At 67.9% G+C, this 27,000-nt stretch carries 22 protein-coding genes; 7 read left to right on the top strand and 15 right to left on the bottom strand.

Going from position 1 to position 27,000, the window contains the following annotated elements; genetic code table 11:
- Window position 1: 1 nt before the first annotated feature.
- Window positions 2–1,030 (top strand): class II fructose-bisphosphate aldolase, encoded by a 1,029-nt coding sequence (gene fbaA, locus P3102_RS36395; protein ID WP_276365187.1) that lies wholly within the window; start codon window positions 2–4, stop codon window positions 1,028–1,030.
- 94 nt (window positions 1,031–1,124) lie between these two features.
- On the opposite strand, the gene P3102_RS36390 is transcribed toward fbaA, so the two are convergent.
- Window positions 1,125–2,342: a hypothetical protein gene (locus tag P3102_RS36390; RefSeq protein WP_276365186.1), complete on the bottom strand. Its 1,218-nt coding sequence runs from the start codon at window positions 2,340–2,342 to the stop codon at window positions 1,125–1,127.
- Between the two features lie 305 nt (window positions 2,343–2,647).
- Between P3102_RS36390 and P3102_RS36385 the strand changes: the two genes are divergently transcribed.
- Window positions 2,648–3,055: a DUF3151 domain-containing protein gene (locus P3102_RS36385; protein WP_276365185.1), complete on the top strand. Its 408-nt coding sequence runs from the start codon at window positions 2,648–2,650 to the stop codon at window positions 3,053–3,055.
- A gap of 68 nt (window positions 3,056–3,123) precedes the next feature.
- Here P3102_RS36385 and P3102_RS36380 read toward each other — a convergent pair whose 3' ends face one another.
- A complete protein-coding gene (locus tag P3102_RS36380) occupies window positions 3,124–4,350 on the bottom strand; it encodes a lipase family protein (protein ID WP_276365184.1) in 1,227 nt (408 codons plus the stop codon).
- 134 nt (window positions 4,351–4,484) lie between these two features.
- On the opposite strand from P3102_RS36380, the gene P3102_RS36375 reads away from it, so the two are divergent.
- Entirely contained in the window at window positions 4,485–5,066 is a 582-nt protein-coding gene (locus tag P3102_RS36375) for a TetR/AcrR family transcriptional regulator (protein WP_276371507.1), read from the top strand.
- On the opposite strand, the gene P3102_RS36370 is transcribed toward P3102_RS36375, so the two are convergent.
- The 3 genes from P3102_RS36370 to P3102_RS36360 form a co-directional block, all read right to left on the bottom strand.
- Window positions 5,063–6,382 carry a GGDEF domain-containing protein gene (locus P3102_RS36370; protein ID WP_276365183.1) on the bottom strand — a complete coding sequence of 440 codons (1,320 nt, stop codon included), beginning with the start codon at window positions 6,380–6,382 and terminating at the stop codon, window positions 5,063–5,065. The two genes, P3102_RS36375 and P3102_RS36370, sit on opposite strands and share 4 nt — an antisense overlap.
- A gap of 202 nt (window positions 6,383–6,584) precedes the next feature.
- Entirely contained in the window at window positions 6,585–7,838 is a 1,254-nt protein-coding gene (locus P3102_RS36365; RefSeq protein ID WP_276365182.1) for an MFS transporter, read from the bottom strand.
- Window positions 7,839–8,272: 434 nt separating this feature from the next.
- The gene (locus tag P3102_RS36360) at window positions 8,273–9,403 is read right to left on the bottom strand and encodes an LLM class flavin-dependent oxidoreductase (RefSeq protein WP_276365181.1); all 1,131 of its coding nucleotides are present in this window, start codon (window positions 9,401–9,403) and stop codon (window positions 8,273–8,275) included.
- A 123-nt stretch (window positions 9,404–9,526) separates the two neighbouring features.
- Here P3102_RS36360 and P3102_RS36355 point away from each other — a divergent pair, with 123 nt between their 5' ends.
- Complete coding sequence (locus tag P3102_RS36355; protein ID WP_276365180.1) at window positions 9,527–11,419, top strand: FAD/NAD(P)-binding protein; 1,893 nt, start codon at window positions 9,527–9,529, stop codon at window positions 11,417–11,419.
- 128 nt (window positions 11,420–11,547) lie between these two features.
- On the opposite strand, the gene P3102_RS36350 is transcribed toward P3102_RS36355, so the two are convergent.
- The 7 genes from P3102_RS36350 to P3102_RS36320 all read right to left on the bottom strand — a co-directional run bounded on the left by P3102_RS36350 (window position 11,548) and on the right by P3102_RS36320 (window position 19,464).
- Window positions 11,548–12,585 carry an LLM class flavin-dependent oxidoreductase gene (locus P3102_RS36350; RefSeq protein WP_276365179.1) on the bottom strand — a complete coding sequence of 346 codons (1,038 nt, stop codon included), beginning with the start codon at window positions 12,583–12,585 and terminating at the stop codon, window positions 11,548–11,550.
- Window positions 12,582–14,168 (bottom strand): ABC transporter ATP-binding protein, encoded by a 1,587-nt coding sequence (locus tag P3102_RS36345; RefSeq protein WP_276365178.1) that lies wholly within the window; start codon window positions 14,166–14,168, stop codon window positions 12,582–12,584. Before P3102_RS36345 ends, P3102_RS36350 begins: the two co-directional genes overlap by 4 nt.
- Window positions 14,165–14,980: an ABC transporter permease gene (locus P3102_RS36340; protein ID WP_276365177.1), complete on the bottom strand. Its 816-nt coding sequence runs from the start codon at window positions 14,978–14,980 to the stop codon at window positions 14,165–14,167. Before P3102_RS36340 ends, P3102_RS36345 begins: the two co-directional genes overlap by 4 nt.
- The gene (locus tag P3102_RS36335) at window positions 14,973–15,923 is read right to left on the bottom strand and encodes an ABC transporter permease (RefSeq protein ID WP_276365176.1); all 951 of its coding nucleotides are present in this window, start codon (window positions 15,921–15,923) and stop codon (window positions 14,973–14,975) included. The genes P3102_RS36340 and P3102_RS36335 overlap by 8 nt, the downstream gene beginning before the upstream one ends.
- A complete protein-coding gene (locus P3102_RS36330; RefSeq protein WP_276365175.1) occupies window positions 15,920–17,527 on the bottom strand; it encodes an ABC transporter substrate-binding protein in 1,608 nt (535 codons plus the stop codon). The genes P3102_RS36335 and P3102_RS36330 overlap by 4 nt, the downstream gene beginning before the upstream one ends.
- Before the next feature lie 425 nt (window positions 17,528–17,952).
- Window positions 17,953–18,591 (bottom strand): DUF1524 domain-containing protein, encoded by a 639-nt coding sequence (locus P3102_RS36325; RefSeq protein ID WP_276365174.1) that lies wholly within the window; start codon window positions 18,589–18,591, stop codon window positions 17,953–17,955.
- A 192-nt stretch (window positions 18,592–18,783) separates the two neighbouring features.
- Window positions 18,784–19,464, bottom strand: coding sequence for a hypothetical protein (locus P3102_RS36320; RefSeq protein WP_276365173.1), 681 nt, complete (start codon window positions 19,462–19,464; stop codon window positions 18,784–18,786).
- 54 nt (window positions 19,465–19,518) lie between these two features.
- On the opposite strand from P3102_RS36320, the gene P3102_RS36315 reads away from it, so the two are divergent.
- A complete protein-coding gene (locus tag P3102_RS36315) occupies window positions 19,519–20,805 on the top strand; it encodes an adenylosuccinate synthase (protein WP_276365172.1) in 1,287 nt (428 codons plus the stop codon).
- Between the two features lie 122 nt (window positions 20,806–20,927).
- Here the strand turns inward: P3102_RS36315 and P3102_RS36310 are convergent, their stop codons facing one another.
- Complete coding sequence (locus P3102_RS36310) at window positions 20,928–21,422, bottom strand: OsmC family protein (RefSeq protein ID WP_276365171.1); 495 nt, start codon at window positions 21,420–21,422, stop codon at window positions 20,928–20,930.
- Between the two features lie 122 nt (window positions 21,423–21,544).
- Between P3102_RS36310 and P3102_RS36305 the strand changes: the two genes are divergently transcribed.
- Both P3102_RS36305 and P3102_RS36300 read left to right on the top strand, forming a co-directional pair.
- Window positions 21,545–22,480, top strand: coding sequence for an LLM class F420-dependent oxidoreductase (locus P3102_RS36305; RefSeq protein WP_276365170.1), 936 nt, complete (start codon window positions 21,545–21,547; stop codon window positions 22,478–22,480).
- A gap of 154 nt (window positions 22,481–22,634) precedes the next feature.
- Window positions 22,635–23,855, top strand: a complete 1,221-nt coding sequence (locus P3102_RS36300; protein WP_276365169.1) for an aromatic acid/H+ symport family MFS transporter — start codon at window positions 22,635–22,637, stop codon at window positions 23,853–23,855.
- Here the strand turns inward: P3102_RS36300 and P3102_RS36295 are convergent.
- Complete coding sequence (locus tag P3102_RS36295) at window positions 23,839–25,374, bottom strand: amino acid permease (protein ID WP_276365168.1); 1,536 nt, start codon at window positions 25,372–25,374, stop codon at window positions 23,839–23,841. The genes P3102_RS36300 and P3102_RS36295 overlap by 17 nt on opposite strands.
- Before the next feature lie 362 nt (window positions 25,375–25,736).
- Window positions 25,737–26,855, bottom strand: a complete 1,119-nt coding sequence (locus P3102_RS36290) for a glycerophosphodiester phosphodiesterase (RefSeq protein ID WP_276365167.1) — start codon at window positions 26,853–26,855, stop codon at window positions 25,737–25,739.
- Window positions 26,856–27,000: the final 145 nt, after the last annotated feature.

The following is a 27,000-nucleotide window of genomic DNA, read 5'->3' as shown; positions in this document are numbered from 1 at the left end:
GATGCCCATCGCCACCCCCGAGGTCTACGCGGAGATGCTCGACCGGGCGAAGGCGAACGAATTCGCCTACCCGGCCATCAACGTGACCTCGTCGGAGACCCTGAACGCCGCCATCCGCGGGTTCGCCGAGGCGGAGAGCGACGGGATCATCCAGTTCTCCACCGGCGGCGCGGAGTTCGCGTCCGGCCAGAAGGTCAAGGACATGGTGACCGGTTCGGTCGCGCTCGCCGAGTTCGCCCAGGTCGTCGCCGCCAAGTACGACGTGAACGTCGCGCTGCACACCGACCACTGCCCCAAGGACAAGCTCGACGGCTTCGTCCGCCCGCTGATCGAGATCTCGGCGGAGCGCGTCAAGAACGGTCAGCACCCGCTGTTCCAGAGCCACATGTGGGACGGCTCCGCGATCGACCTCGACGAGAACCTCGAGATCGCGCAGGAACTGCTCGCCAAGGCCGCGGCCGCGAACATCGTCCTCGAGGTCGAGATCGGTGTCGTCGGCGGCGAGGAAGACGGCGTCGAGGCCGAGATCAACGAGAAGCTGTACACCGCCGAGGGCGACTTCCTGAAGACGATCGACGCGCTCGGCTCCGGCGAGAACGGCCGCTACCTGCTGGCCGCGACCTTCGGCAACGTGCACGGCGTCTACAAGCCCGGCAACGTGAAGCTGCGCCCGGACGTGCTCAAGGGCGGCCAGGAGGCGGCGTCGAAGAAGCTCGGCCTCCCGGCCGGTTCGAAGCCGTTCGAGCTGGTCTTCCACGGCGGTTCCGGCTCGCTGCCGGAGGAGATCCGCGAGGCGGTGTCCTACGGCGTCGTGAAGATGAACGTCGACACCGACACGCAGTACGCCTTCACCCGTCCCATCGCGGACCACTTCTTCAAGAACTACGACGGCGTCCTGAAGATCGACGGCGAGGTCGGCAACAAGAAGGTCTACGACCCGCGTAGCTACCTGAAGGCCGCCGAGGCCGGCATGGCCGCGCGCATCGTCGAGGCCGCTCAGTCGCTGGGGTCGGCGGGCAAGAAGCTCTGACCGGTCCGCGTTCAGTCCTCTGAACGCGGAAGTACGTGAAGGCCCCCTTCATTGCGCTAGACGCAATGAAGGGGGCCTTCACGTACTCAGAGCCTCAGGCGATCGGCAGCGTCGTCTTCTCGCGGCGCTTTTCCAGCAGCGAGTTCACCGCCCGCGTCCCCGGTCCGGCGGCGGCCCACAGCGCACCGGCGCCGACCAGGCAGACCGCGGCCGTCCAGTAGGCCACCGGCGGCGCCGACTCCGTATGCGCGTCGCCGAGGATCCACGGCCGGAACTGCGACTGCACCCACAGCATCCCGTAGCCGAACGCCGTCACCAGCAGCGTGCCGGCGCCCGCCGTCAGCAGCGGATGACCCCGGCCGATACGGAACGCCAGGTCGACGGCGAGGCCGACGGCCAGCAGGTAGAACGGCACGGTCGAGATCGGGAAGCCCATCCCGAGCAGCAGCGGCCACATCACCAGCCGGTAGCCGAGGTAGGCGGCGGCGACCGTCGTCCCCGCCCAGCGGAAGCCGGTGGTGTGCCGCGCCAGCGCGAAGATCAGGGCCATCACGCCGATGCCCCAGAGCGGGTACACCCAGTCGTCGATCGGCATCGTGAAGTACTCGACGGCCACCCTGTCGACCGGATGCCCGATCTGGGCGGCGGCGAAGTTCAGCAGTTCCGGCTCGGCCTCGGGTGTGCCGCGCTCCCAGGCGCGCAGGCCGAGGATGCCGTACTCCTGCTGGCCGTTCGGGAAGAACGTGTTCTCCAGGAAGAACGCCCACAGTCCGATCAGGACACCGGTGCGCGTCCGGCCGGGTTTCGCGTACTTCAGCCAGCCCATGAGCACACCGGCCTGCATGATGCCCGTTCCGATGTAGAGCATCATGTGCGACGGGCTCCACGCGGTCAGGTCGAGACCGTTCACGCGGTGGTTGATGACGTCCAGCGGCGCCGCGATGAGGAACACCACGAGCCCGGTCTGCATCAATCGCAGCGAACGCCGGTCGGCGCCCATCCCGGTGTAGCTGTGGATCGCCACCAGCACCATGATGATCACCGTGCCGACGGTGTTGATCAGGTGCGGTGGGGCGAGGTCGTCCCGTAGCCACATGAAATGCCACGACATGTCCCACGACGAGCCCACCAGCTTGAAGGCGAACGCCGCCAGCCACATCGAGTAGCAGAAGTTCAGCACCCAGTCCGGCGTCGCCTGTCCCGGCGCGCCGCGGTGCCAGTGGAGTCGGAAGAACAGCCTCGTCTTGGCGATGGGGCTGCGGGGGATGACACCCGGCGAAAGGTCCCCGGTCACTTCTGTCGCCTTTGTCATGCGGGACATCTTCCCTGCTCCAGGTCACGAGACGGGCATTCGGGGTCGAAAATCGGGGTTCACCCGTAGGGGTGGTGGATTTGCGGTCGGCGGGCGGAGCAGGGCAAGGTGTGCCGCCATGATGCCGAAACGACTCGTCGCGGCGGTCCTCGTCGCCGCGCTGGTGCTGGCCGGTGCGGGCGTTCTCGGGAGCCTGTTCCTCTAGTCACAATGTGGCGCGTACGCCGCCAAGAGATGGCGCCCGATATGACGTCTCCGTCGGGCGCGGGGCGCCCTCGATGACACGGGTCGGCACAATGGCCCGTATGACGAACCTCCTCGGCCCCCAGCCGACGCATCTCCCCGAGCACACCGCCGCGCAGGCGGCGCTGGACGCCGGGACCGACCCGACCGCCGTCGCCGCCGAGCACCCCGACTACAGCGAGGCGTGGGCCGCCCTCGCCGAGAAGGCGCTCGACGCCGGCGAGACAGTCGCGGCGTACGCGTACGCCCGCACCGGTTACCACCGCGGCCTCGACCAGCTCCGCCGCGCGGGCTGGAAGGGACACGGACCGGTGCCGTGGTCGCACCGCCCGAACCAGGGCTTCCTGCGTTCCCTCGCCGTCCTCGGCAAGGCCGCCGGCAAGATCGGCGAGACCGAGGAGTACGACCGGTGCCGGACGTTCCTCGGTGACTCGGACCCCGCCGCCGCGGAAGCCACCGGCCTCAAGTAGCGCGCTATGAAGGACGCTTTCATGGCGAAATTTGCCATGAAAGCGTCCTTCATAACATTTGGTGACCCCTAGAACAGCCCGCAGTTCCCCACGGCCGGCAGCCCCGCGAAGCGTCCCTCAAGCCAAGCGAAAGCCTCCGGGAAAGCCCGGATGGCCCCGCCGACGTGTGTCGGAACCAGCGAAGTCGAGAACTGCACCTTCGTGCCCTTCGCGCACCACGAGCGTGCCATGGTCCGCCCCTGCGCGTAGGGGACGATGTCGTCGAGGGCACTGTGGACGACCAGCGTCGGTACCCCCGGCTTCCGTGCCCCGATGAGCTGTTGGCCGACACGCGTCTTGAACGGCTCTTCGCCGAGGTACGCGGTCAGCGGCCTGCCGTCCTTGGTCAGATTCTTCGACTGGGTGAACGCGTGCGCGAAGATCGCGTCCCCGGTGCACTCCAGCTTGACCTTCTCGAACGCCTCGACGCCCTTCGCGTTCAGCAGGGCGGGGATGTTCAGCTCCGGATAGGCCGCGTCCAGGCTGACCAGCGTGAAGCCGAGGAATCCGAAGGCGTAGTGCCCGTCGATGTTCTTGCCGACCTCGGCCAGGTCGGCCGGGACGGCGCCCGCGTACGAACCTTTCAACTTGAGCTCGGGTGCGTACGACGGCTGCAATTCGGCGGCCGACGCCGCCGCGCCGCCGCCCTGCGAGTAACCAGCGGTCGCGACGGGGCCGTTGTCCGGCAGGTTCGCTTCGGGCAGGCGCTGCGCCGCGCGGATCGAGTCGAGGACGGCGTTGCCCTCGGCGACGCGGTTGACGTACGTGTGGATGCCAGGAGTACCAAGGCCTTCGTAGTCGGTGACGACGACGCCGTAACCGCGAAGCAGTAGTCCGGCGATGAAGGGGCCTTCGTATTCCATGCCCGCGGCGAGGGCTTTCGACGGCGCGCACTGGTCGCCGACGCCCTGCGTCCCGGCCGCGTAGCCGATGACCGGCCGCTCGCCCGCGCCGGTCCACGCCTTCTTCGGGGTCAGGACGGTGCCGGTCACGGCGTTGGCTTCGCCGTGCGTGTCGGTGCTGCGGTACATGATCCGCTGGACGTCGGCGTCGGCCTTGACGAGTTTCACGGGATCGACGTAGAAGGTGGACTGTTCGTGCCGGATGATGTCGCCGGGAGCACCCGCGGGCAGCGGCGACGGGGGATCGTAGAAGGACGGGGCGGCGCTGGCCTGCTGTGCCCCGAAGGTCAGCAGGGCCGCGATGGTTGCCGCTGCGACGGCGGCGGACACACCGCGCCGGGATCCTGGACGCATGCTTGCTCCTCGTTGAGCACAAACATTTTCGACAGAGCTGTCGAAAAAGAGAGTCAGTGAGGTGGCGCACAATGTCAAGCCCGGTGCCGAGAGGGCGACCCCGCAAACTCCCGCTCGACGAGCAACGCGCGCGGGTGCTGAGCTCGGCGGCCGGGGTCTTCGCGGTGCACGGCGCGCAGGCCGCGACGATCGAGCAGATCGCCCGGCGCGCGGGGGTTTCCCGGCAGGCCGTCTACGAGCAATTCGGTGACCGCACGACGCTGTTCGCCCAGGTCGTGGCGGATGTCGAGGAGCGGGCCTTCGCGGCGATCGGCGCGCCCGCGCTCGATCTCTCGCAGCCCGAACTCCGCGCATGGGCACGCGGGAACTACGCTAACATGTTCGCCTTCGTCGCGGCGAATCCCGAGGCGTTCCCCGTGTTGCGCGAGGCCGAGCGCATGGGCGATCCGGCCCTCACCCGGCTCCGTGAGCGGCTCGCGGAGGTCTACACCGAGGCGAGCAGGCAGCGCTGGGCCAGCCACGGCGTCGATTCCGGCCGCGCGGACAAGGCACTGGTCACGCTGTTCTTCGCGATGACCGAGGCACTCGTCCAGGCGAGCTGGGACGGTGAGCCGCCCGACGCGGACGCGCTCATCGACCTGCTCACCGAATTCACCGTCGGAGGCGTCGTCCGCCTTCGGACCGCGGCCGCCGGCGTGATGGTGCGCTTGCGCTAGGCCGCGACCGTCTCCAAAGACTTCCCGGCCTCTTCGGCGACCGTCGCGAGGTCCGGCGACGAGACGACCCGGTTCCGGCCGTTGCGTTTGGCCGCGTAGACGGAAGCGTCGGCCGAGGCCATGACCTCGTCCATCGTCCGGCCGTCGAGCGGGAAGGTCGCGACGCCGACCGAAGCCGTCCGCTGCTCGATGACCACGGGGTTGCCCTCGTTGTCCTGGGTCTTGATGATCATTTCGCTGATCCGCTGCCGGATTCGCTCGGCGACCGCGACGGACTCCTGCTTCGACGACGACGTCAGGAGCACGACGAACTCCTCACCACCGAAGCGGCCGGCGAGGTCCTGCGTGCGCGTTTCGGCCTTGACCAGCGCCGCGACGCCTTTGAGCACGTCGTCGCCCGCCAAGTGGCCGTAGGTGTCGTTGATGCTCTTGAAGTGGTCGAGGTCGATCATCAGCGTTCCGAACTGGCCGTTTTCGCGCTCGGCACGGGCGATCTCGCGGACGGCGCCCTGCTGCCAGGTCGTGGCGTTGAGCAGCTGGGTCTTCTGGTCGGTGGTGGCGAGTTCTTCCAGCTGCTTGATCAGCACCGAGCGCTGCAGCACGTACAGCGGCAGGAAGATCAGCAGGACGAGCGCGGGCTGGTACGGGAGGGCCGCGATGACCAGGCCGCCGAGGCACACCGTGGAGAGTTCGAGGATGTTGTCGTCCCAGGTGCCGAGGCAGTTGGGGACGGAAGCCTTGCCGGGGGCGGCCAGATAGAGCCCGATTCCGGTGAGAGCGGTGTTGACGACGAAGAAGGCGAGGCCGGCGAAGCAGATCGAAGAGACCGTCGCCGAAGCATCGCCCACGAGCTGCACGGCCCCCCAGCCGGCGAACGCGGACATCGTCATGGTTGTGGCGTTCGCCACAGTCCGATGGGGATTCACGTGGCGAATTCCCGACCAGCTACGGAAACCAAGGTGAAGATAGATCACCGCGACGAGAAGCGCGGAGAGCTGCGGCGGCAGAATGAACGCGCCGGGGAAGACCCAGACCGACGTCATGCTGACGTGCGGGGTGATGCTGAGGCTGCGCCGCTGGTGCTCGATCCGCCGGGTCGCCTCGGCCTGCACGATCGCCAGCGCCGCGAGCAGTAGACACGTCATGACCTGCGACGTTTCCACCGCGACGGTCATGGTGAAGATCCCGGTCAGCGCGAGCATCGCCGCGACCGTCAGCCCCGTGAACGTGATCCAGTTCGTGGGCCGCTTCCAAAGCTCCCATGCCTCTACCGTGAGAGCCGAACGATGTCCAGCGCGTTCCTCCGATGTGAGCATCTTTCCCCCTGACTGTTGCGTCATTCTCCGAAACCCCCTACTTACCGACAGCTTCCACTGACTTGCGGGCTGTCGACAAGCTCCCTAGGTGTGTACTTTTCTCTGAGAGACCGAGGGAAAGGTGCCAGCGATGGCCGGTAAGGAGCAGTGACACAGGGCGTCAGCCGCACGGTTGCGCAGGATTGACCACGCGTGGAGCACCTCAATGTTCCACGCGTGCGTCGTCGCGTTCGGTCCACTTTTCCGGGGTCGCCCTGAGCGTCTTCCCCCATGCCATCGCCAGCGGAACGGTCAGCGCCAGTCCGGCAAGACCGAAGAAGCCGACGGTCGACTGTGCCCCGGCCTGGTCGGCCAGGATGCCGCCGATCAGCGGGCTCACGCCCATGGTCGTGGTCAGTCCGGTGTTCGACAGGCCCATCACCTGAGCCCGGCTTTCGTCGGGGACCGCGAGGGTCAGTGACGCCGTCGCCTGCATGAGCGCGACCGTGCCGAGCCCGCCGGACACGACGAACAGCGCGATCGACGCCCACGGCCCCGGTTGCAGGAAGCACAGCAGCAGCGGGATCGCCGTCAGCGCGGAAAGCGGGCCGATCAATTTCGGCCTGACGTGTGCCGGCACCCAGCGCGAGTAGATGAACGCGCCGATCACGCTGCCGATCGGGTCGGCCGCCAGCAGCAGGCCGATGACCTCGGGGCCGCCGCCGGACGAGGCGACGTAGGGCGCCGCGATGCCCTCGTACACCGGCAGCAGGCCCATCAGCCAGGTGAACAGCAGCAGCGAACGCAGCCCTGAACTGGCGAAGACGATCTTCCCACCCGAGCCGATCGACGCGAAGAAGGACTTGCGCTTCTCCCCGGCCGCCGCGGCCGGGCGTGCCGCCAGCCCGAACCGGACGAACAACGCCGAGATCACGAAGGTGATCGCGTCCATCGCCAGTGCGATGTGGGGCTCGAGCGCGGTCAGCAGGAGACCACCGCCGGCGAATCCGGCCAGCTGTGCCGATTGGACGGTCATGCTGCGGATCGCCATGCCGACGACGAACCGGTCGCCTTCGAGGATCTGCGGCAGCAGGGCCAGCTGGGCCGCCTTGAACGGCGGATTCAGCAGCGAGACGGCGCCGACGAGGACGCACAGGACCCAGAACGGCAGCACGGGGACCGCGACCAGCGCGATCAGCAGTGCCCGTGACAGGTCGACGACCACCATCACGGTCCGCCGGGGGAACCGGTCCGCGAACCCGGTGAGGAAGATGCCGCCGAGCAGCGACGGGGCGTAGGTCAGCGCGTAGGTGAGACCGGTCAGGGTGGCGGAGCGGGTTTCGGTGAAGACGAGGACGGAGAGGGCGACCCTGGCGAGTTGATCACCGAAGATGGAGAACAGCTCGGCGAACCAGAGCGAACGGAACTCGGCTACCCCGAACACCTCTCGGTAAGTGACCCGTCCGGCCGAAGCCATGCTGCCCCCAATAGGGTCCTTATCACGCGACGAACTCGTGACCGAGAGTAACGCGGTCACGAGTTCGTCACGAAGCGTCATTCGTTCACGTAAGTGTCTCCTGACTGTTGGTGATTGGCTAGGTTCTTTCGCCGGGTTTCTGAAGTTGGAGATTTTTTTCTTGAATGAGCGACCGTTCGCGAAGTTGTCCCGCTGAGTGGTCCGCCGCCCGGACCTGCGGCTTTCGGCTGTTTTAGGCTTTTCGCCGGGAAAAGCCCGGCTGGACCAGGGCGCCTGGCCTGGATATGCGACGCGCCGTGCGTCTCCTGAAGCGCCTGAGTTCGCACAGGCGGCGAACGAGTTTTGACTCCGCTCCGCGACCTTGAGGCCTCTCTGGCGGCTTCGACGCGGTGCCTCGCAGAAGTTGGGCGATACGCCATTCGGGGGGTGGCGACTCAGCCGTCGACCGCGAGCACCTCGCGGGCCGAACCCGCCCTTTCCGCGTCGCGTTTGGCGACCTCTTCGCGCACGATCGGGATGACGTGCCGGCCGAAGTCGATCGTGTCGCCGAGCATGTCGTAGCCGCGCGCGGAGAGGATGTCGACGCCGAGGTCGTAGTAGTCGAGCAGGGCCTGTGCGACGGTTTCGGGCGTACCCACCAGCGCGGTGGAGTTCCCGGCGCCGCCGGTCGCGGCCGCGGTGGGGGTCCACAGTGCCCGGTCGAACCGTTCCCCTTCGGCCGCGACCGCGAGGAGCCGTTGCGAGCCGGTGTTCTCCGGGCTCGTGAGCGAATGCCGCCGGGTCAGTTGCTTGCCTCCGCTCGTCCGCGCCCTGATGGCGTCGACCGTGCGATGGGCCTTCTCCCAGGCGAGTTCCTCGGTCGGCGCGATGATCGGGCGGAAGGCGACCTGGATCCGCGGGACGTCGGTCCGTCCGGCGGCCTTCGCCGCGGCCTTGACGGACTCGATCTGTTCGGCGGTCTGCGCGAGGGGCTCACCCCACAGGCAGAAGATGTCCGCTTCGGCCCCGCCCGCCGCGTACGCCGCCGGAGACGAGCCGCCGAACGAGATTCCCGGGCGTGGCCGTTGCACGGGGCGGACGTCGAGGACGAAGTCGGCGAAGCGGTAGTGCTCGCCTTCGTGGTCGAAGGGCTCTTCGGACGTCCAGGCCTGCTTGACGATCTGGATGTACTCGCGCGTGCGTGAGTAGCGTTCGTCCTTGGTGAGGTAGTCGCCTTCGCGCTGCTGTTCGTGATCGCTGCCGCCGGTGATGAAGTGGACCGTGAGTCTTCCGTCCGAAAGCTGGTCCAGCGTGGCGAACGTCTTCGCCGCGAAGGTCGGGTACGAGACGTTCGGCCGGTGCGCCAGCAGGATCTGGAGCCTGTCGAGTTTCGACGCGACGTACGCGGCCGCCTGCGCCGGATCGGGTCCGCTGGAGCCGTAGGCGAACAACACCCGGTCCCAGCCGAATTCCTCGTGCGCCCGTGCGAGGCGCAGCGTGTAGTCCTTGTCGAAGACGCCACCCGATCGCGGATGGGTCTCCGAACCGTCGTTGGTGCCTCCGATACCCAGGAATTCGACCGGCATCACGCGTTCCTCTCGTCCGTGTCCCCCTGTTCGACGAGTACGCGCCGGTTCTTCGTCGTGGCAACGGGTTCCGCTCCTTGAGAACCCGCACGCGGCCCGGAATCCCGGCGTAGCTTCGGCTTCGTGAGTACCGCAGACCTTTCCTACGTGCTCGCGGTGGTCGGCGCCGGTCCACGTGGGGTGGGCGTGCTCGAACGGCTCGGCGCCAACGCCGCCGAACTGCTCGGCGGACGGCGGCTGGTGGTGCATCTCGTCGATCCCTTTCCCGCCGGGGCGGGGCGGGTCTGGCGGTACGAGCAGTCACCGTTGCTGCGGATGAACTCCATGCCCGAGGACGTCACGGTGTTCACCGACGACACCGTGCGGATGGACGGCCCGGTTCGCGCCGGGCCTTCGCTGATCGAGTGGGCGCGGCTGGTCCGCTCGGGCGAGCTCGACGCCGGAGTCGACGACAGCCTGCGTGCCGAACTCGAGACACTGCAAAGCGATCACTTCCCGACGCGACGACTGCAGAGCGCGTATCTCGCCTGGTTCCACCGCAAGGTTCGCGCCGAACTCCCCGCCGGGATCGAGGTGGTCGAGCACCGGACCCGCGCGGTGCGGCTGGAAGACGGCGAACCGCAGTCGCTCTGGCTGGAGGACCGGGCGGAACCGCTCGAAGTGGACGCGGTCCTGTTCACCGTCGGGCACCTCGACGCAGAACCGGACGAACGGATGGCCGAACTCGCGGACTTCGCCGCGCGCCACGACCTCGCCTACTACCCGGCCGGTTACACCGCCGACGTGGACTATTCGGCGATCGGACCGGGGGAACCCGTGCTGGTGCGCGGATTCGGCCTCGCGTTCGTCGATCTCATGCTGCTGCTGACCGAAGGCCGCGGTGGCCGGTTCGAAGAACAGGTGTGCGGCGGGCTGAAGTATCACCCGAGCGGCGCCGAGCCCGTGCTGCACGTCGGTTCGCGGCGTGGCGTGCCGTATCACGCGAAGATCGGCTATCGCCTGCGCGGAAAACCGTTGCGGCTGCCCAAATTCTTCGACGCCTACGCCATCGAGAAGCTGAGCGCCGCACCCGGGCGGATCGACTTCCGCCGTGATGTCTGGCCGCTGATCTCGAAGGAGATCGCGTGGGCCTACTACAGCGAGCTGTTCACCGCTCATCCCGAGCGGGTGCGCATGGATTTCGCCGTCTTCGCCGACGCCTTCGCGGACGCCGCGCCCGGCGAGCTCGACGCGCTGGTGGCGCGCGCGGTTCCGGCGCCGGACGACCGGCTAGATCTGGACCGCCTGGACCGGCCGATGGCGGGCGCTCGATTCGGCACCGCCGAGGAATACGGCAAGGAACTGCGCGAGTACGTCGAAGCGGACTTGAGCCGCCGCGCGGACGCCGAGTACAGCGCGGATCTCGGGGCGTTCACGGCACTGCTTTCCGTGATGGGGCACCTTCCCGCGCTGGTGCGGACCGGGCGGCTCGACGCGACGTCGCAACTGTCCGATCTGGACGGCTGGTTCCTCGGTTTCTTCTCCTACTTCGCCAGCGGGCCGCCTCCGCGACGGCTCGAAGAACTCCTCGCTCTCCAGGAGGCCGGCCTCGTTTCCTTTCTGGGCGCCGAAATACGTGTGTCGACGGACGAGGAACGCCGCGTCTTCGTCGCTTCCGGCGCCAGCTTCCCCGGCGAGACCGAGGCACGGACGCTCGTCGAGGCGCGGCTGCCCGAGCCGAGCATCACCAGGGCGTCGGATGTCCTCTTGCGACAGTTGCACGACAGTGGGGCGCTCGGCGAGGAGGCCCTCGTCGACACGGTGACCGGCGACAGGCTGCTCGCAGGCCGCATCCACACCCGCGTCTCCGACGGCAGAATGCTCGACGGCGAGGGCCACCCGCATCCGCGCCGGTTCGCGCTCGGACCGCATACGTCGGCGCGGTCGGCCGGGGCGTTCACCCGGCCGCGGACGAACGCGCTCTCGTTCCGGCAGAACGACGTCGTCGCACGGGAGATCCTGAAGCTGATCCCTTGACGCGTGGCGAACCCTCCAGCCGCCGGACGACCTCCGACGGCGCGGGCATGGCGGCGAAGGCGGTGAGGACGACCTCCGGTTCGTCCCCTTCGGCCTGGTCGACGGCGTCCCGCACTGCCCCCGGCGGATCAGCTTTCCCAAACCCGCGAGGGCAGTTCCTTCCGCACGATCGGGACGACATCGGAGGCGAAGAGCTCCAGCACCTCTCGTGCCTCCCCGGGAGCCAGGCCGTCGACCGACACCGCCTGTACCTCGTGCCCGAACGACGAGTGGTGGTCACCGATCTTGTCGATCACCTGCTCCGGGCTCCCGACCAGTGCGGAACCCTTGGCGATCTTGTCCTCCAGCGTGGTGAACTCGGACTTGTTGTGCCGATACGCGGGTGTCTTCATCAGCGCCTCGAAGTAGGGCCGGTAGCCGTCCAGCGCCTCCTGTGAGGTCTTGGCGACGTACAGACCGCCCGCGCCCGAACCGACGAGCGCGTCCGCCGGATCGTGGCCGTGGTCCACCCACCGCCGCCGGTAGTGGTCGATCAGGTCGGCGTACTTCTTCTTGGGATGGAAGCCGTTCGCGGTGAACAGGGGATCGCCGAACTTCGCCGCCAGCTCGGTCGATTCGGTGCTCGACGCGCTCCCGTGCCAGATCCGCGGCCGCGTGTGGAACGGCCGCGGTTGCGTCGTGACGCCGGTCAGCGGCGGGCGGAACTCGCCCTCCCACCGCACGTCCTCCTCCAGGAACAACCTGCGCAGGAGGGCGAACTTCTCCGCCTGGTACTCCCACTGCCGGTCCTCTTCGAGGCCGAACAGCGGGAAGTGCCGGGGGTCGTTGCCCTTCCCGATCATGAGGTCCAGCCGTCCGCCGGAAAGCTGGTCGAGCGTCGCGTAGTCCTCGGCGACGCGGACCGGGTCCAGCACGCTGATCACGGTCAAGGTGGTCAGCAGCCGGACGCGCCGGGTGCGTTCGGCCACCGCGGCCAGGATCACCGGTGGCGCCGAGGAGAGGAACGGCTCACCGTGCCGCTCGCCGACGCCGTACGCGTCGAAGCCCAGTTCCTCGGCGAAGACCGCTTCGTCGACGACACGGCGCAGTCGTTCGTGCTGGGTCGGCGTCACCCCGGTCGCCGGGTCGGGATGATTGGCGACGAGCGAGAAGAGCGTGAATTTCATCTTGTCTCCAACGGTTTCCGGCCGGGAATCGCGGCGAGCAGCTCGCGGGTGTAGTCCGCACCCGGTCGTTCGAGGACGTCCTGAGCGGGGCCGAGTTCGACGAGTTCACCGCCGCGCAGCACGCCGACGGTGTCCGCGATCTGCCGGACCACGGCGAGGTCGTGCGAGATGAACAGGTACGTCAGGCCGAGTTCGTCCTGCAGGTCGGCGAGCAACCGCAGGATCTGCGCCTGCACCGAGACGTCCAGCGCGGAGACGGGTTCGTCGGCGACGATCAATTCCGGGCGCAGGGCGAGCGCCCGCGCGATGGCCACGCGTTGCCGTTGCCCGCCGGACAGTTCGGCGGGTTTGCGCTTCAGCACCGAAGACGGCAGCGCGACCTGGTCGACCAGTTCCGCCGCCCGCGCCCGGCGTTCCACCTTCGTGCCGGCACCGAAGGCCCGCAGCGGCTCGGAAATGACGTCCTCGATGCTGAACTTCGGGTTCAGCGACGCGTACGGGTTCTGGTAAACCAGCTGGAACCGGCGCCGCAGCCGTCGCAGTTCCTCACCGCGCAGCGAGGTGATGTCCTTGCCGTCGAACTCGACGACGCCGTCGGTCGGCGTCTCCAGCCGCAGGATCATGCGCGCGGTGGTCGACTTGCCCGAACCGGACTCGCCGACCAGCGCGAGCGTCCGGCCGCGGGCGATGTCGAACGAAACGCCGTCGGCACCTCCGACCGCGCGGACGGTCCCGAAGGTCTTGCCGAGGTCGCGGACCGAGACCAGGACGTCGGACGATGGCGGCTTCGGCGCCCGCAGCGGGGTGTCGGACAGGCTCGGCGCGGCGAAGAGCAGGTCTCGCGTGTATTTCTGGGTGGGCGCCGCGAGGAGCTCGCCGGTCGTTCCTTCCTCGACCACGGTTCCCTGGGACAGCACCACGATCCGTGACGCACGGTCGGAAGCGACGCCGAGGTCGTGGGTGATCAGCAGGACGGCGGTGCCCGCGGCGGCGGCGAGTTCTTCGAGGTGGTCGAGGATCTGCCGTTGCACGGTGACGTCGAGTGCGCTGGTCGGCTCGTCGGCGATGACGAGTTTCGGCCGCCCGGCCAGCGCGGCGGCGATCAGTGCGCGCTGACGGAGCCCGCCGGACAACTCGTGCGGATACTGTCGTGCCCGCGCCTCCGGGTCCGCAATCCCTGCCTTGCGCAGCAGTTTGACCGCCTCCACGCCGGCGGTGCGCTTGTTCGCCAGGCCGTGGATCAGCAGCACCTCCGCGACCTGATCGCCGATCCGGTGCACGGGGTTGAGCGAAACCGTCGGGTCTTGGGGGACCAGCGCGATCTCGCGACCGCGCACCGAACGCCAAGCGCGGTCCGAGAGTTTCGTGAGGTCACGGCCGTCGAAGACGATCTCGCCGCGGTCGATTCGCCCTCCCCGCGGCAACAGTCCGATCGCCGCGTGCGCCGTGGTGCTCTTGCCGGAACCGGACTCGCCGACCACGGCGACGATTTGCCCCTTGTGGACGGACAAGTCCACGCCGTCCACGGCCGGGGCGGATCGGTAGGAAACCGCGAGATCGCGGATGGTCAGCAGTGCGCTCACCGCACGTCTCCTTCGATCGCTCTGGACAGCCGGTTCGCGGACAGCACCACGGCCGCGACGGTGAGGCCGGGGAAGGTCGTCATCCACCACGCGGTGGCGAGGAAGCCACGGCCGCCCGCCACCAGCGAGCCCCATTCCGGGGTCGGCGGGGTGGCGCCGTAGCCGAGGAAGCTCAACGCGGACACCTCCAGCACCGCCGTGCCGAAGGTGAGTGTCGCGAGCGCGAGCACCGGGCCGAGTGCGTTGGGCAGCACATGCCGTCCGAGCACCCCGGTCCAGCGCACGCCTGCCGCGCGAGCGGCCTCGACGAACACGCCACTGCGGACACGCAGCACTTCGGCGCGCATCAGCCGGGCGAACTGCGCGAGATTCGCGACCCCGACCGCGATCGCGACGTTGGCCGTGCCGAAACCGAGCGCGGTGACCAGCGCCAATGACAACAGGATGGACGGGATCGCCAGCAGGACGTCGACGCAGCGCATGATCGCCGAATCGGGGGCGCCACCCCGGAACCCGGCGAGGAGGCCTAGCGCGGCTCCGGCGGCGAGCGCGACCACGACGGCGATCACGGTGGCTTGCAACGAAAGCGCGGCGCCGTGTACCACCCGCGCGAAGATGTCCCGTCCGGTTTCGTCGGTACCGAACAGATGCCAGGGCGACGGCCCCCGCATCTTTTCGGCGGGGACGCCGGCGAGCGGGTCCTGTCCGGTGAAGAGGCCGGGAGCGACCGCCGCCAGCAGGGCGAACGCCAGGACGGCGATCGCGAGGAGCAGGCCCGGTTTCCGCCGGGTACGTACGAGAACGTCAGGCATCGGCGGTCTCCCGGTGCCGGATCCGCGGGTCCAGCAGGGGGCAGACGAGGTCGACGAGCAGGTTGATCACGACGAACACCAGCGCGGCGAGCACGATCACCGCCTGCACCACCGGGATGTCCTGCGCGGTGACCGCCGACGACGTCACGCGGCCGAGGCCGTCACGGGAGAACACCGTCTCGGTGATCACCGAACCCGCGATCAGGTTTCCCGTGACCACTCCCGCGATGGTCAGCGACGGCACCGCCGCGTTGCGCAGCAGATGTCCGAAGTGGACTCTGGATCGGCTGGCCCCTTTCGCCAGCGCGATCTCGGCATACGGCTCGGCGAGTTGCGTGCGGAGGCTCTTCGCCAGCACTTGCCCGATGATCGCGCCGGTCGGGACGGCGAGGGTGATCGCGGGCAGGATCAGCGACTCGAAACCGTTCGAGCCCAGCGCGGGTACCAGCTTGAGCTGGAACGAGAAGAACTGGATGAGCAGCAGCCCGACCCAGAACGGCGGCAGTGAGATCCCCAGCGGCGGCAACGCGAGCAGGAGATCGCCCAACCGGCGATACCGGGTGACGGTGCCGGCGATCGCGATCCCGCCGCCGAACAGGATCGCCAGGACCAGGGCGAATCCGGTCACCGCGAGGGTCGGCGGCAGAGCCGAGACGACCATGTTCGTGGCGTCGTCCCCGGTGGCGATCGAACGGCCGAAGTCGCCCTGTACCGCCGCGACCAGACGCTTCCCGTACTGAAGCGGCAAAGGATCGTCGAGTCCGTACTCCGCCTTCGCGGCGGCCAATTGCTCCGGCGTGACCGAAAGACCGGCCTCGCCTCCACCGAGCTTCGCGCCGACCGCGTCGCCCGGCAGGAGGTAGAGGATCACGAAGGACACGGTGAACGCGGCCCACAGGACGAAGGCCGCCTGGAGGACCCGCCCGAGCAGATACCGCCTCACGAGCCGGACACCCAGGCGTCGAACAGCTGAAGCCGGGACGACGCCTCGAAACCGATACCGTGCGCGTTCGGCCCGTGCGCCAGCACCTGGGTCAGCTCGAACACGGGCGCCGAGTAGCCGTGCTCGATGATCGCGCGCTGCGCCTCCTCGGCGGCGGGTTTCCGTTTCGCCGGGTCCACAGTGGACGACTGCGCGTCGAGCGGCGCGTCGAGCGGATTGTCCGCCGGCAGCTTGCTGCGGTTGTTCGCCTTGGTGGAGAACAGGTTGCGCAGGATGTCGGGATCCGCGCGGGTGGTGTTGTACCAGAGATATTCGTAGTTCCCGCTCTGCGTGATCTGCACGCTCTCGGCGGTCGTGCGCTGCTCGATCCGGAGGTCGAAGCCGATCTTGCGCAACTGCTGCTGGACGAGTTCGAGCACGCTCTTGTTCTGGTTGAACACCAGGGAGAAGACGACCTTCGCGGTCAGCCGCTGCCCGTTCTTGGTGCGGATCCCTTCGGGGCCGGGCAGCCAGCCCGCGCTTTCCAGCAACGCGGTCGCGCCTGCCGGGTCGTAGGCGAGCAGCGGGGAAAGGTCGGTGTGGAACGGCGTCGCCGAGCCGAGGATGCTGGTGGCGGGCTTGTAGTTCGGCGTCAGTACGGTGTTCGTGACCTCTGGCCGGTTGATGCCCTTGACCACCGCCTGGCGGACCTTCTCGTCGGTGAGCACGCCTTTCGTGACGTTGGCGTGCAGGTTGAACACGACACCGGGATTCGGGCGGATGGGTTCGGTGAAGCCGTTGCCGGTGAACTGCGGCTCGTCGACCGGCTGGACGTCGGTGATGGCGTCGAGCTGCGCGGAAGCGAGACTTCCGGTGCGCACACCGGGTTCCGGCACGATCTTGTAGGCGATCTTGTCGAGGTACGCCTCACCCTGGTGCCCGAACAGCGACGAACCCCAATCGTAGCCCTTGCGTTTGGCGAGAACGATTTCCTGGTTCTGTTTCAGGCTCTCGAAAGCGAACGGTCCCGAGCCGATCAGGCCGTCGCCCTGGCAACGTTGGTCGGCGGTCTTCCGGTAAGCGGCGGGTGCGAGGACGCCGAGCGACATCGTCGAGCTGGCCTGCAGGAACTGCGCGCTGGGAACGGAGAACTCGATCTTGACCGTCTTCGGGTCGACGACCGTCGTTCCCTTGTACACGGCCAGGTAACCCGAGCCGAGCTGCGATTTCGGGCCTAGGGCCTTGATCGCGTCGAAGCTGGTCTTGACCGCGACGGCGTCGACGGGACTGCCGTCGGAGAAGGTCGCGCCGTCACGCAGCCGGAAGGTGAACGCGGTCGAATCCGCGTTGATCTCCCATTGTTCGGCCAGCCACGGTTTGATCTCGCCGGTGGCCGGATCCTGATCGGTCAGCGAATCGACCAACTGGCGGCCGACGTTGAGGGAAGCGTTGGTGCCGACCTGTTGCGGGTCCACGCAGTCGGGGCTCGACGAGATCCCTAGGCGCAGTGTGCCACCGGGTTTGGGTGGCCCGGCGTCGGCACCCGTCGACCCGCCCGCGGAGGAGCAGGCGGTGACGACAAGTGCCGTGAGGGCGATCAAGGACGTGACGGCGGTACGGGACACCGGGTGGCCTCCAGCGGGGAACGGGGCGCGTTTTCACTTGCGCCGACCCGATTCACGCTAACCACGCCCTTGAGGCCCGCCCACATGCTGAGTCCGGCTCCCAGTCCGCGAAACGTCCCACGTTTCCGCTTGACAGCACTGAAAGTACGTGAAGGCCCCCTTCCTGTACCTAGGCGCAAGGAAGGGGGCCTTCATGTACTTGAGGGACAGTCGAACCTATTCGCCACGCACGACCTCGGTACCGGTCTCACGCCGGTCACGCCCGCGCCATCCGGAGAGGGCTCGCTCTCGGTCGCGCCGCCCAGCTCGCGTCGGCGACGACAGGAGGCAAGGCTTCATGATCACCTTGGGCTGCGTGGCAAGGAGTGTTCTGACGCGTCGGCTGGTCCGAAGCCACGCACCTTCGCCGTCCCTCTCGTAAAGGTCTAGCAGCGGTTGAGCATGTCCGTCAGCGCGGTCTTCTCCGCGGACTTGATGGAGAGCTTGTACTTGTACTTCACCGTGGTCCACATCTTCGCGTAGGTGCACCAGTAGCCGACGGTCGGCGGCTTCCAGGCGTCCGGCGACTTGTCGCCCTTCTCCTGGTTGACATTGTCGGTGACGGCGATCAGCTGCGGCGCGCTGAGGTCGTTCGCGAACGCCTGCCGCTGCGAAGTGGTCCACGACGACGCCCCGGTGCGCCACGCGGCGGCGAGTGGGACGACGTGATCGATGTCCACATCGGACGCCGCGGTCCAGGTGGCGCCGTCGTAGGGGCTGGACCAGCTGCCGGAGACGGCGGCGCAACTGCTGTCCTGCTGCACGTTCGTACCGTCCCGCTTCAGCACGACCTCACGGGTGTTGCAGCTGTTGCCCTGGTCGGACCAGTGCGGGAACTTGTCGCGGCTGTACCCGGTCGGCGAACCGTCCGGTTTGACGGTCAACGCGGCGAGCTGGGTCTTGGCGGTGTCGGCCGAGGGGATGCCCGGGGGTGTCGCTTCGGCGACGCCGACGACGCCCGCCGAGACGATCGCCGAGACGGCGAGAACAGTGAAGGAGCGACGAACAGCAAGCGCGGTTGGCATATTGCCGCCTCCGTGTCAGATGTGGGGACCCGGTCACCATGCGGGACGGATATGACCCACGCAACACCATCGGATGACACTCTGCTGGCTATTCGTGAACGGAGGGTGTCACGAGCAGGTAGGACCCGGTGTACGTCGCCGAAAGGTTTTCGGGAAGTCCCACTGATGGTTCCGGGCCGAACGGCCCAGCGTTCAGTCCAGACCGCGGACCAACCGGAGGTCCTCGGTGTGCCGGTACCAGGTCCAGCGGCTCATCGCGCGCGGATGGACGGCGCCGTCGCTGCTGGGCCGGGTCGGGATGCAGCCGAGCTGGAAGGCCCGGGCGAACCGCGTCGAAGGTCGTTTGAACAGCGTCCCCTTGGTCACCCTGACCATCAGCCCCGGCCCGCTCGCGTCCGGTTCGACCTCGATCGACCGCGCGGGCCCGCGCAGGACGGTGTGCTCGTCGCAGTAGGCCACTCCGCGGACCATCCCGATCACCCCGCGGCCGACGAGCACACCTCCGGTGTCGTCGCGGATCAGCGGCACCGGATCGACCTCACCACGCAGGGCGAGCGAGAGGGCACGCAGCGGTCGCGTCGGCAGGCTCCAGATGCGGGCCACGTCGGAGTCCGGCGAGGACGGCACGAAGCCGAGCGACACGCCCGAGAGCTGTTCTTTTCGTAACAACCGCAGCGCGACGGCCGCGAGGTCCGCGTCGGTGCCCGCGACCACCAGGTGATCGTGTTCCCCCAGCAAGGGGTCGATATCCGCCTTGCCGGGGCGGCTCGGAACACGCACCATTTCGACGTCGTCGATCTCCGGGAGGGTGGGCTCGCCCTCGGGACAGACCACCACTATTCCGCGCACCCGAAGGCCCTCCGTTACGCTCATGCACCGGCATTTACCAGCGCCAAACCACAAGTCGCCGAACACCTGGAGTGTCACATGCCGGCCATCGTGCTGATCGGGGCCCAATGGGGGGACGAGGGCAAGGGCAAGGCCACCGACCTGCTCGGCGACCGCGTCCAGTGGATCGTGCGTTACCAAGGCGGTAACAACGCGGGCCACACCGTAGTCCTTCCCGACGGGCAGAACTTCGCCCTCCACCTCATCCCGTCCGGGATCCTCACGCCGGGCGTCACCAACGTCATCGGCAACGGCGTCGTCATCGACCCCGCCGTGCTGCTCGACGAACTCGCCGGGCTCGAAGAACGCGACGTCGACACCAGCAAACTGCTGATTTCCGCCGACGCGCACTTGATCATGCCGTACCACGTCGAGATCGATAAGGTCACCGAGCGTTACCTCGGCAGCCGCAAGATCGGCACCACCGGCCGCGGCATCGGCCCCTGCTATCAGGACAAGATCGCCCGCGTCGGCGTCCGGGTGCAGGACCTGCTCGACGAGAAGATCTTCCGGCAGAAGGTCGAGTCGGCACTGGAGTTCAAGAACCAGGTGCTGGTCAAGGTCTACAACCGCAAGGCGCTCGACGCGGACCAGGTCGCCGACGAGGTGCTGGCCGCGGGCGAGAAGTTCGCGCACCGCATCGCCGACACGCGCCTCCAGCTCAACCAGGCCCTCGAACGCGGCGAGACCGTGCTGCTCGAAGGCTCGCAGGGCACCCTGCTCGACGTCGACCACGGCACCTACCCGTTCGTGACGTCGTCGAACCCGACCTCCGGCGGCGCGAGCGCGGGTTCGGGCATCGGTCCCGGCAAGATCGACACCGTGCTGGGCATCCTCAAGGCCTACACCACGCGCGTCGGCTCCGGCCCGTTCCCGACCGAGCTGGACGACGAGTCCGGCGAATACCTGCGCAAACAGGGCGGCGAGTTCGGCGTCACCACCGGCCGCTCGCGGCGCACCGGCTGGTTCGACGCCGTCATCGCGCGCTACGCGGTGCGGGTCAACGGCATCACCGACTACTTCCTCACCAAACTGGACGTGCTGTCCGGGCTGGAGAAGGTGCCGGTGTGCGTCGGCTACGAGGTCGACGGCTCCCGTACCCACGACATGCCGATGACGCAGACCGACGTGCACCACGCGCTGCCGATCTACGAAGAGCTGCCGGGCTGGTTCGAGGACATCTCGGGTTGCCGCACCTTCGAAGAACTGCCGGCGAACGCGCGCGCCTACGTCGAGCGGCTCGAAGAGCTCTCGGGCGCGCGGGTCTCGGCGATCGGCGTCGGCCCGGGCCGGGAGCAGACGATCGTGCGGCACGAGTTCGTCTGACCCCTTACACGCGCCATGAAAGGTCCTTTCCTTGCCAAATTTGCAAGGAAAGGACCTTTCATGGCGTCTCGGGCGAGCGAGGTTTCCCTCCAGTGGGTCCACCCGGCTCTGCCCCCGCCGTCTCAGGCGAGCGAAGTCTTCACCGGCGTCGGGTTCCGGAACAGGTCCAGCACCGGGCAGTGCTCGTCCACCTGCCGTTTCAGGTCCTCGTAGGCCTCCGTCCCCGCGGGCCCGCTGAGCTCCACCGAGACCCGCACATCGCCGAAGCCGGGGCGAGTCTCCGAGAACCCGAAGAACCCGTGCAGGTCGATATCGCCGTCCACGGTCACCTGTACGCCTTCGAGCGGCACACCGAGCTTCGCCGCCCAGAACTGGTACGTGATCACCTGGCACGAGCCCAGCGCGGCGAGCGCGTATTCGACCGGGTTCGCCGCGGTGTCGGTGCCGCCGAGCGCGGCGGGCTCGTCGACGGCGAACGAGTGGTCGCGAACCCGTACGTCCACCCGCGTCGCGGTGCCGGGCTGCAGCGCGTTGGCGACGCTGAACGAGACGGCGGCGTTGCGCGGGTCGGCGTCGACGGCGGTCTTGGTTCCTTCGATGACATCGGTCAGCGACATCGGGTCTCTCCAGGATCGAGGTGTCGGACGCCGCCCAGAGTGGGCCACCACGCGAATCCGCGCGCGTGATCCCAGTCCGTGAACGGCGAAATATTCCTTCGACGGCGTCGTTGGCGGTGACCATGACCATCGGAGTGGCACTCCCGTCCGGGGACACCGCGGACGCCGTCAACGTCGTCGATGAACTTCTCACGCAAACCCGTCAGGCCGCCGACGCCGGCCTGACGTCCGTCTGGTTCTCCCAGCAGATGGAGCACGACGCGATCACCGTCGCCGCCCTCGCGGGCCGAGCCGTTCCGGGAATCACCGTCGGGACCGGCGTCGTCCCGATCTACCCGCGACATCCGTTGCTGATCACCGGTCTCGCGCAGACGGCGCAGGCCGCCACCCGTGGCCGGTTCGTCCTCGGCCTCGGGACCGGCGCGAAGAATTGGCTCGAACCGGCGTACGGCATCGAGTACCCGTCGCCGATCAAGCACCTTCGCGAGTACCTCACGATCCTCCGCCAGGTGCTCGACGGCGGCGAAGTCGACTTCCGAGGCGAGACTGTCCAAGCGCACGCCAAGGGTTTCGCGGCTTCGCTCTCTGTCGCGGGATCTTCGGACATCCCGGTGATCATCGCCGCGATGGGACGGCAGGCGCTGCGCGTCACCGGTGAACTCGCCGACGGCACGATCCCGTTCCTCGCCGGGCCCAAGGCACTTTCCGAGCTGATCGTCCCGGCGATCACCAAGGCCGCCGCCGGCCGCCCGGCACCGCGGGTCATCGCGATGGTCCCGGTCGTCGTGACCGACGATCCCGACGCTGTCCGTGCCCAGGTCGACCGGCAGTACGCGTTCTTCCGCGACATCCCCTCCTACCGCGCGGTCTTCGACGCCCAAGGCGTGGATTCCGCCGGTGAACTGGTGATAGCCGGGGGCGAGGAGACCGTCGCGGCCGAACTCCAGCGGTACTTCGACGCCGGGGCGACCGAGGTGGTCGCGACACAGAGCGGCATCCGGAACAGCGAAGAGCGGCTCCGCACTTGGAGCGTTCTCGGAAACCTCGTGAAGAGCTGAGGGGGCCATCGCCGCATAAGAGGAGCCGAGGGGGACTTTCACCGCATGACATGCGGTGAAAGTCCCCCTCGGCTCCTTTTCGGACCGGTGGCCTTGCTCACAGCGTTCGGATTGTGCATACTCGTGCGCATTGCGAACACAGCTGGAGGTCTCCATGTCACCTGCCGCGGCCCGTCCGTGGGTGGTCCCACTCGCCTGGACGGCGGTACTGCTCGACGGATTCGACCTGGTCGTCCTGGGCACGGTGCTGCCCGCGCTGCTCCGTGACCGCGTCTGGGGGCTGACTCCCGGTACGGCGTCGGTGATCTCGACGTTCGGCCTGATCGGCATGATGATCGGCGCGATGGCGATCGGCACGATCACCGACCTCATCGGCCGCCGGAAGGCGTTGATCATCGCGGTCGTCGCCTTCTCGGTGTGCACCGCGCTCTGCGCGATCGCGCCTTCCGCGTTCTTCTTCGGGCTGTTCCGGTTCCTCGCCGGGCTCGGTCTCGGCGGTTGCCTCCCGACGGCGATCGCGCTGGTCACCGAGTATGCCCGCAAGGGAAAGGGCAGCAGCGCGACCACCACGGTGATGACGGGTTATCACGTCGGCGCGGTGCTCACCGCCCTGCTCGGCATCTGGCTGATCCAGCCGCTCGGCTGGCGCGCGATGTTCGTCGCGGGCGCACTGCCCGCGCTCGTGCTGGTACCGCTGATGATCAAGTACCTGCCGGAGTCCGAATCCTTCGAGCGGGTGCGGGACACGCGGGAGAAGTCGGCGACGGAAGTCGTCGGCGGGCTGTTCCGCGGCGGGCTCCTGCGCGCCACCCTCGCGTTCTGGGTGACGTCGTTCATGGGGCTGCTGCTGGTCTACGGGCTCAACACGTGGCTGCCGGAGATCATGCGCCAGGCCGGTTATCCGCTGGGCGCGGCGCTCGGCCTGCTGCTCACGTTGAACCTCGGCGGTGTCGTCGGCCTGCTCGTCGCGGGCCGGGTGGCGGACAAGGTCGGCGTGCGTCCGGCGGTGATCTTCTGGTTTCTCGGCGCGGCGGTGTTCCTGGCCCTGCTGAGTGTGAAGCTGCCCGCCGTGGGGCTGTACGTGGCCGTGTTCCTCACCGGCGGGTTCGTGTTCAGCGCGCAGGTGCTCGTGTACGCCTACATCGGCAAGACGTACCCGGACTGGCAACGCGCCACGGGAATCGGCTGGGCGGCGGGTGTCGGCCGGGTCGGCGCGATCTGCGGCCCGATCCTCGGCGGTGCGCTGCTGACCGCCGGAATCGCGTACCCGTGGGGTTTCTACGCCTTCGCCGGAGTCGGGGCACTGGGAGCGGCCGCGGTGACCGGAGTCCGCGCCGGCCGCTCCAGGGAGACCGCCGCTACCCCAGCTCCTTGAGTTCCCTTTCCACGGCAGCGAGTTCCTCCTCGGAACCCTGCACCTTCGGGCCCGTGAACCACTTACGGGCCGAGACGAGCCACCACACCGCCGCACCACCGAGTACGACGAGGAAGGCGATAGGCGTGTAGTTGAAACTGTCGATGGTGACCGGTGATCCCTGCGGAAGCATGAACAGCACGAAGATGAAGCACACCCAGACGGTCGCGACGGTCCCGATGAGCTTGCCCCAGCGGCCGAGGTTCCACGGTCCGGGTTCGAAGTCGTCGCCTTTGCGCACCCGCAGGAACACCGGGATCACGTAGGCCACGTAGAGGCCGACGACGGCGATCGAGGTCACCGCCGCGTAGGCGGTCGCGCTCCAGAGATACGGCAGGGCGAGCAGGAGCGCGCCGCCCGCGGCCAGCCACACCGCGTTGGTCGGCGTCTGGGTGCGCTTGTTGATGTGATGCCAGAACTTCGAACCCGGGATCGCGCCGTCGCGGGCGAAGGCGTAGATCATCCGTGAGTTCGCGGTCACCGACGCCATCCCGCAGAACAGCTGCGCGCCGATACAGATGAGCAGGAGGAACTTGCCGGTCGTCGCGCCGGTCGCGTCGATGAAGATCTGCGCGGGCGGCACCCCGGTCTCGGAGCCCACGGCGCGGTCGTAGTCCTGGATGGCGAACGTGAGGCCGATCAGGAGAACCCAGCCGGCGACCAGGGAGACGAGAATCGAGTTGATGATGCCGCGCGGCCCGGCCTTCGCCGCGTTCTTGGTCTCCTCGGTCATATGCGCCGAGGCGTCGTAGCCGGTCAACGTGTACTGCGCGACGAGAAGCCCCAGTAAGAAGACGTAGACCGGCGAAGCCCAGCCGGTCTTGTTCACGAACTCGCCGAAGACGAAGGACGCGTCCTGGTGCTTCTCGGGAACGACGATCAGCACCCCGACGATCACCAGCACGCCCACCAGATGCCACCACACGCTGATGCTGTTCAGCAGTGCCACGATCTTGACGCCGAAGGTGTTCAGCAGTCCGTGGAGCACGAGAACGATCCCCAGCAGCAGGATGGTGTGGCCCGGCGTCGCCTCGAAGCCGAATTGCAGGTCGAGAAAGGCGTTGAGGAACAGCGCGGCGCCGAAGTCGATCCCCGCGGTGACGGCGATCTGCCCGATGAGGTTGAACCAGCCGGTGAACCACGACCACGCCGCGCCGTTGCTCGGCGCGAGCTTCGCGGCCCAGTAGTAGAGGCCGCCCGCGGTCGGATAGCTGGAGCAGACCTCCGCCATGCCCAGCCCGACCAGGATGACGAACAGGCCGACCAGTGGCCAGCCCCAGATCATCGCGGCGGGGCCGCCGGTCTCCATGCCGAACCCGTAGAGGGTCAGGCAGCCGGAGAGGATCGAGATGATCGTGAAGGAGACGGCGAAGTTGGAGAAGGTCGACATCGTGCGCCGGAGTTCCTGCGCATAGCCGAGCTGGTGGAGCCGGGCGCTGTCTTCGTCGGCGGGTTCTGCCTGCTCGGCTGGGACATCCATCGGGCACCCACTTGAAAGGTATGCGGACAGACCATTGAGACTCGCCGAAATTAGGCCCGCCGACCTGCGGATGTCAAGGTCCCGTGAAGAAACCTATCTCCAGATACCAGTAAAGGGTCGTCAGGACGGATTCCGTCCTGACGACCCTTCCGGACACTCGCCGCCGCAGGGCGAGGACGGCGACGCGAGCAGAGAGGCCGCCGGTCGGCCCCGGCCAGGAATGGTCGTGCGTGGCGATTCGGGTGTTCTTGAGGGCTACTGCAAGGTGGCTCGATACCGGCGTCCCTGGCTGCTTGAAGTACATGAAGGCCTCCTTCCTTGCGTCAGACGCAACGAAGGAGGCCTTCATGTACTGGGTCGAGTCAGCGTCCCCGGAACGCCTTCACGGCCTCCAGCGCGGTGTCCGGGTGGTCGGCGAAGTAGCCGTCGACACCCGCCTTGAGGAACGCCTCCTGCTCGGCGAACGCGTTGCCGTACTCGGCGGGGTTCGCCGACGAGCGCAGGCTCTGCGGGAGGAAGTTGTTCTCGTTGCGGAACGTGTACGGCCCGACCTTCAGTCCGGCGTGGTGCGCGTCGGTGACCAACCTGGTCGGCTGCCCCAGTGCGCCGTTCACCACCGGGATGACCTGTGCCTTCTCCGGGCCCAGGTAGTCCGCGTACTTCGAGATCTCTTTCAGCCCCGCAGGAGTGACGAGGTCGGCGTACGTCCGCGGGTCGCCCTTCGCGACGAAGTCGGCCGGAGCGCCGGTCGCCGAGGTCAGCTGCAGCAGCGGCACCCGCACCTGGCGCGAAAGCGCGATCAGGTTCGACACCTCGAACGACTGGATGATCACCGGCGCCTTCGGGTGGTCGAGCCCGTTGCGCTTGATCAGTTCGACCAGCTTCGGCTCGGTCGGGTTCTTGATCGAGGAGAAGTAGGTCGAGTGCTTGATCTCCGGATACGTCCCCAGCTCGCGACGCAGTTCGCGGCCCAGCCGGCGCGTCAGGTCGAGCACCTCCTGGTAGGTGGCGATCTGGTAGCGGCCGTCGTAGATCCTGTTGTTCGGCCGCAGCTGCGGGATCCGTTCGGTGGCGCGCAGGGTCTTCAGCTCGGCGAGGGTGAAGTCCTCGGTGAACCAGCCGGTGAACGACGTGCCGTCGATGACCTTGGTCGTCTTCCGGTTCGCGAACTCGGGGTGCTTCGCGACGTCGGTGGTCCCGCCGATCTCGTTTTCGTGCCGGGCGACCAGCCGGCCGTCCTTGGTGGGCACGAGGTCGACGTCGACCCAGTCGACGCCCTGGCGGTAGGCGAGCTCATACGAGGCGAGCGTGTGCTCCGGGCGGTAACCGGGGGCGCCGCGGTGTCCGACGATCACCGGCCCATCGTGCCCCTTCGCCAGCGCCGACACGTCTTGGGCGCTCGGCTCGGCGGCGCCTGCCAGTCCGGTGACGCTGAGTACGGCGAGTCCGGACAGGGCGAGCACGCCCAGGCGCTTTCGCATGGTGGGTAACCTCTTTCGCTTGAACTCGGGGTACCGCGCAACCCTCGACGCAGGAGGCGTCCGGTCGGCGAAGACGGACCGGCGGAGCGCTGACCACCGGGTGAACGCCGGATGGAACCACCCGCTCGAGGACGGCGACGTGTTC

The sequence above is a fragment of the Amycolatopsis sp. QT-25 genome, from assembly GCF_029369745.1.
Taxonomy (GTDB): Bacteria; Actinomycetota; Actinomycetes; order Mycobacteriales; family Pseudonocardiaceae; genus Amycolatopsis.
The sequence above is the reverse complement of the archived record's forward strand: the minus strand, read 5'-3'. Positions and strand labels throughout refer to the sequence as shown.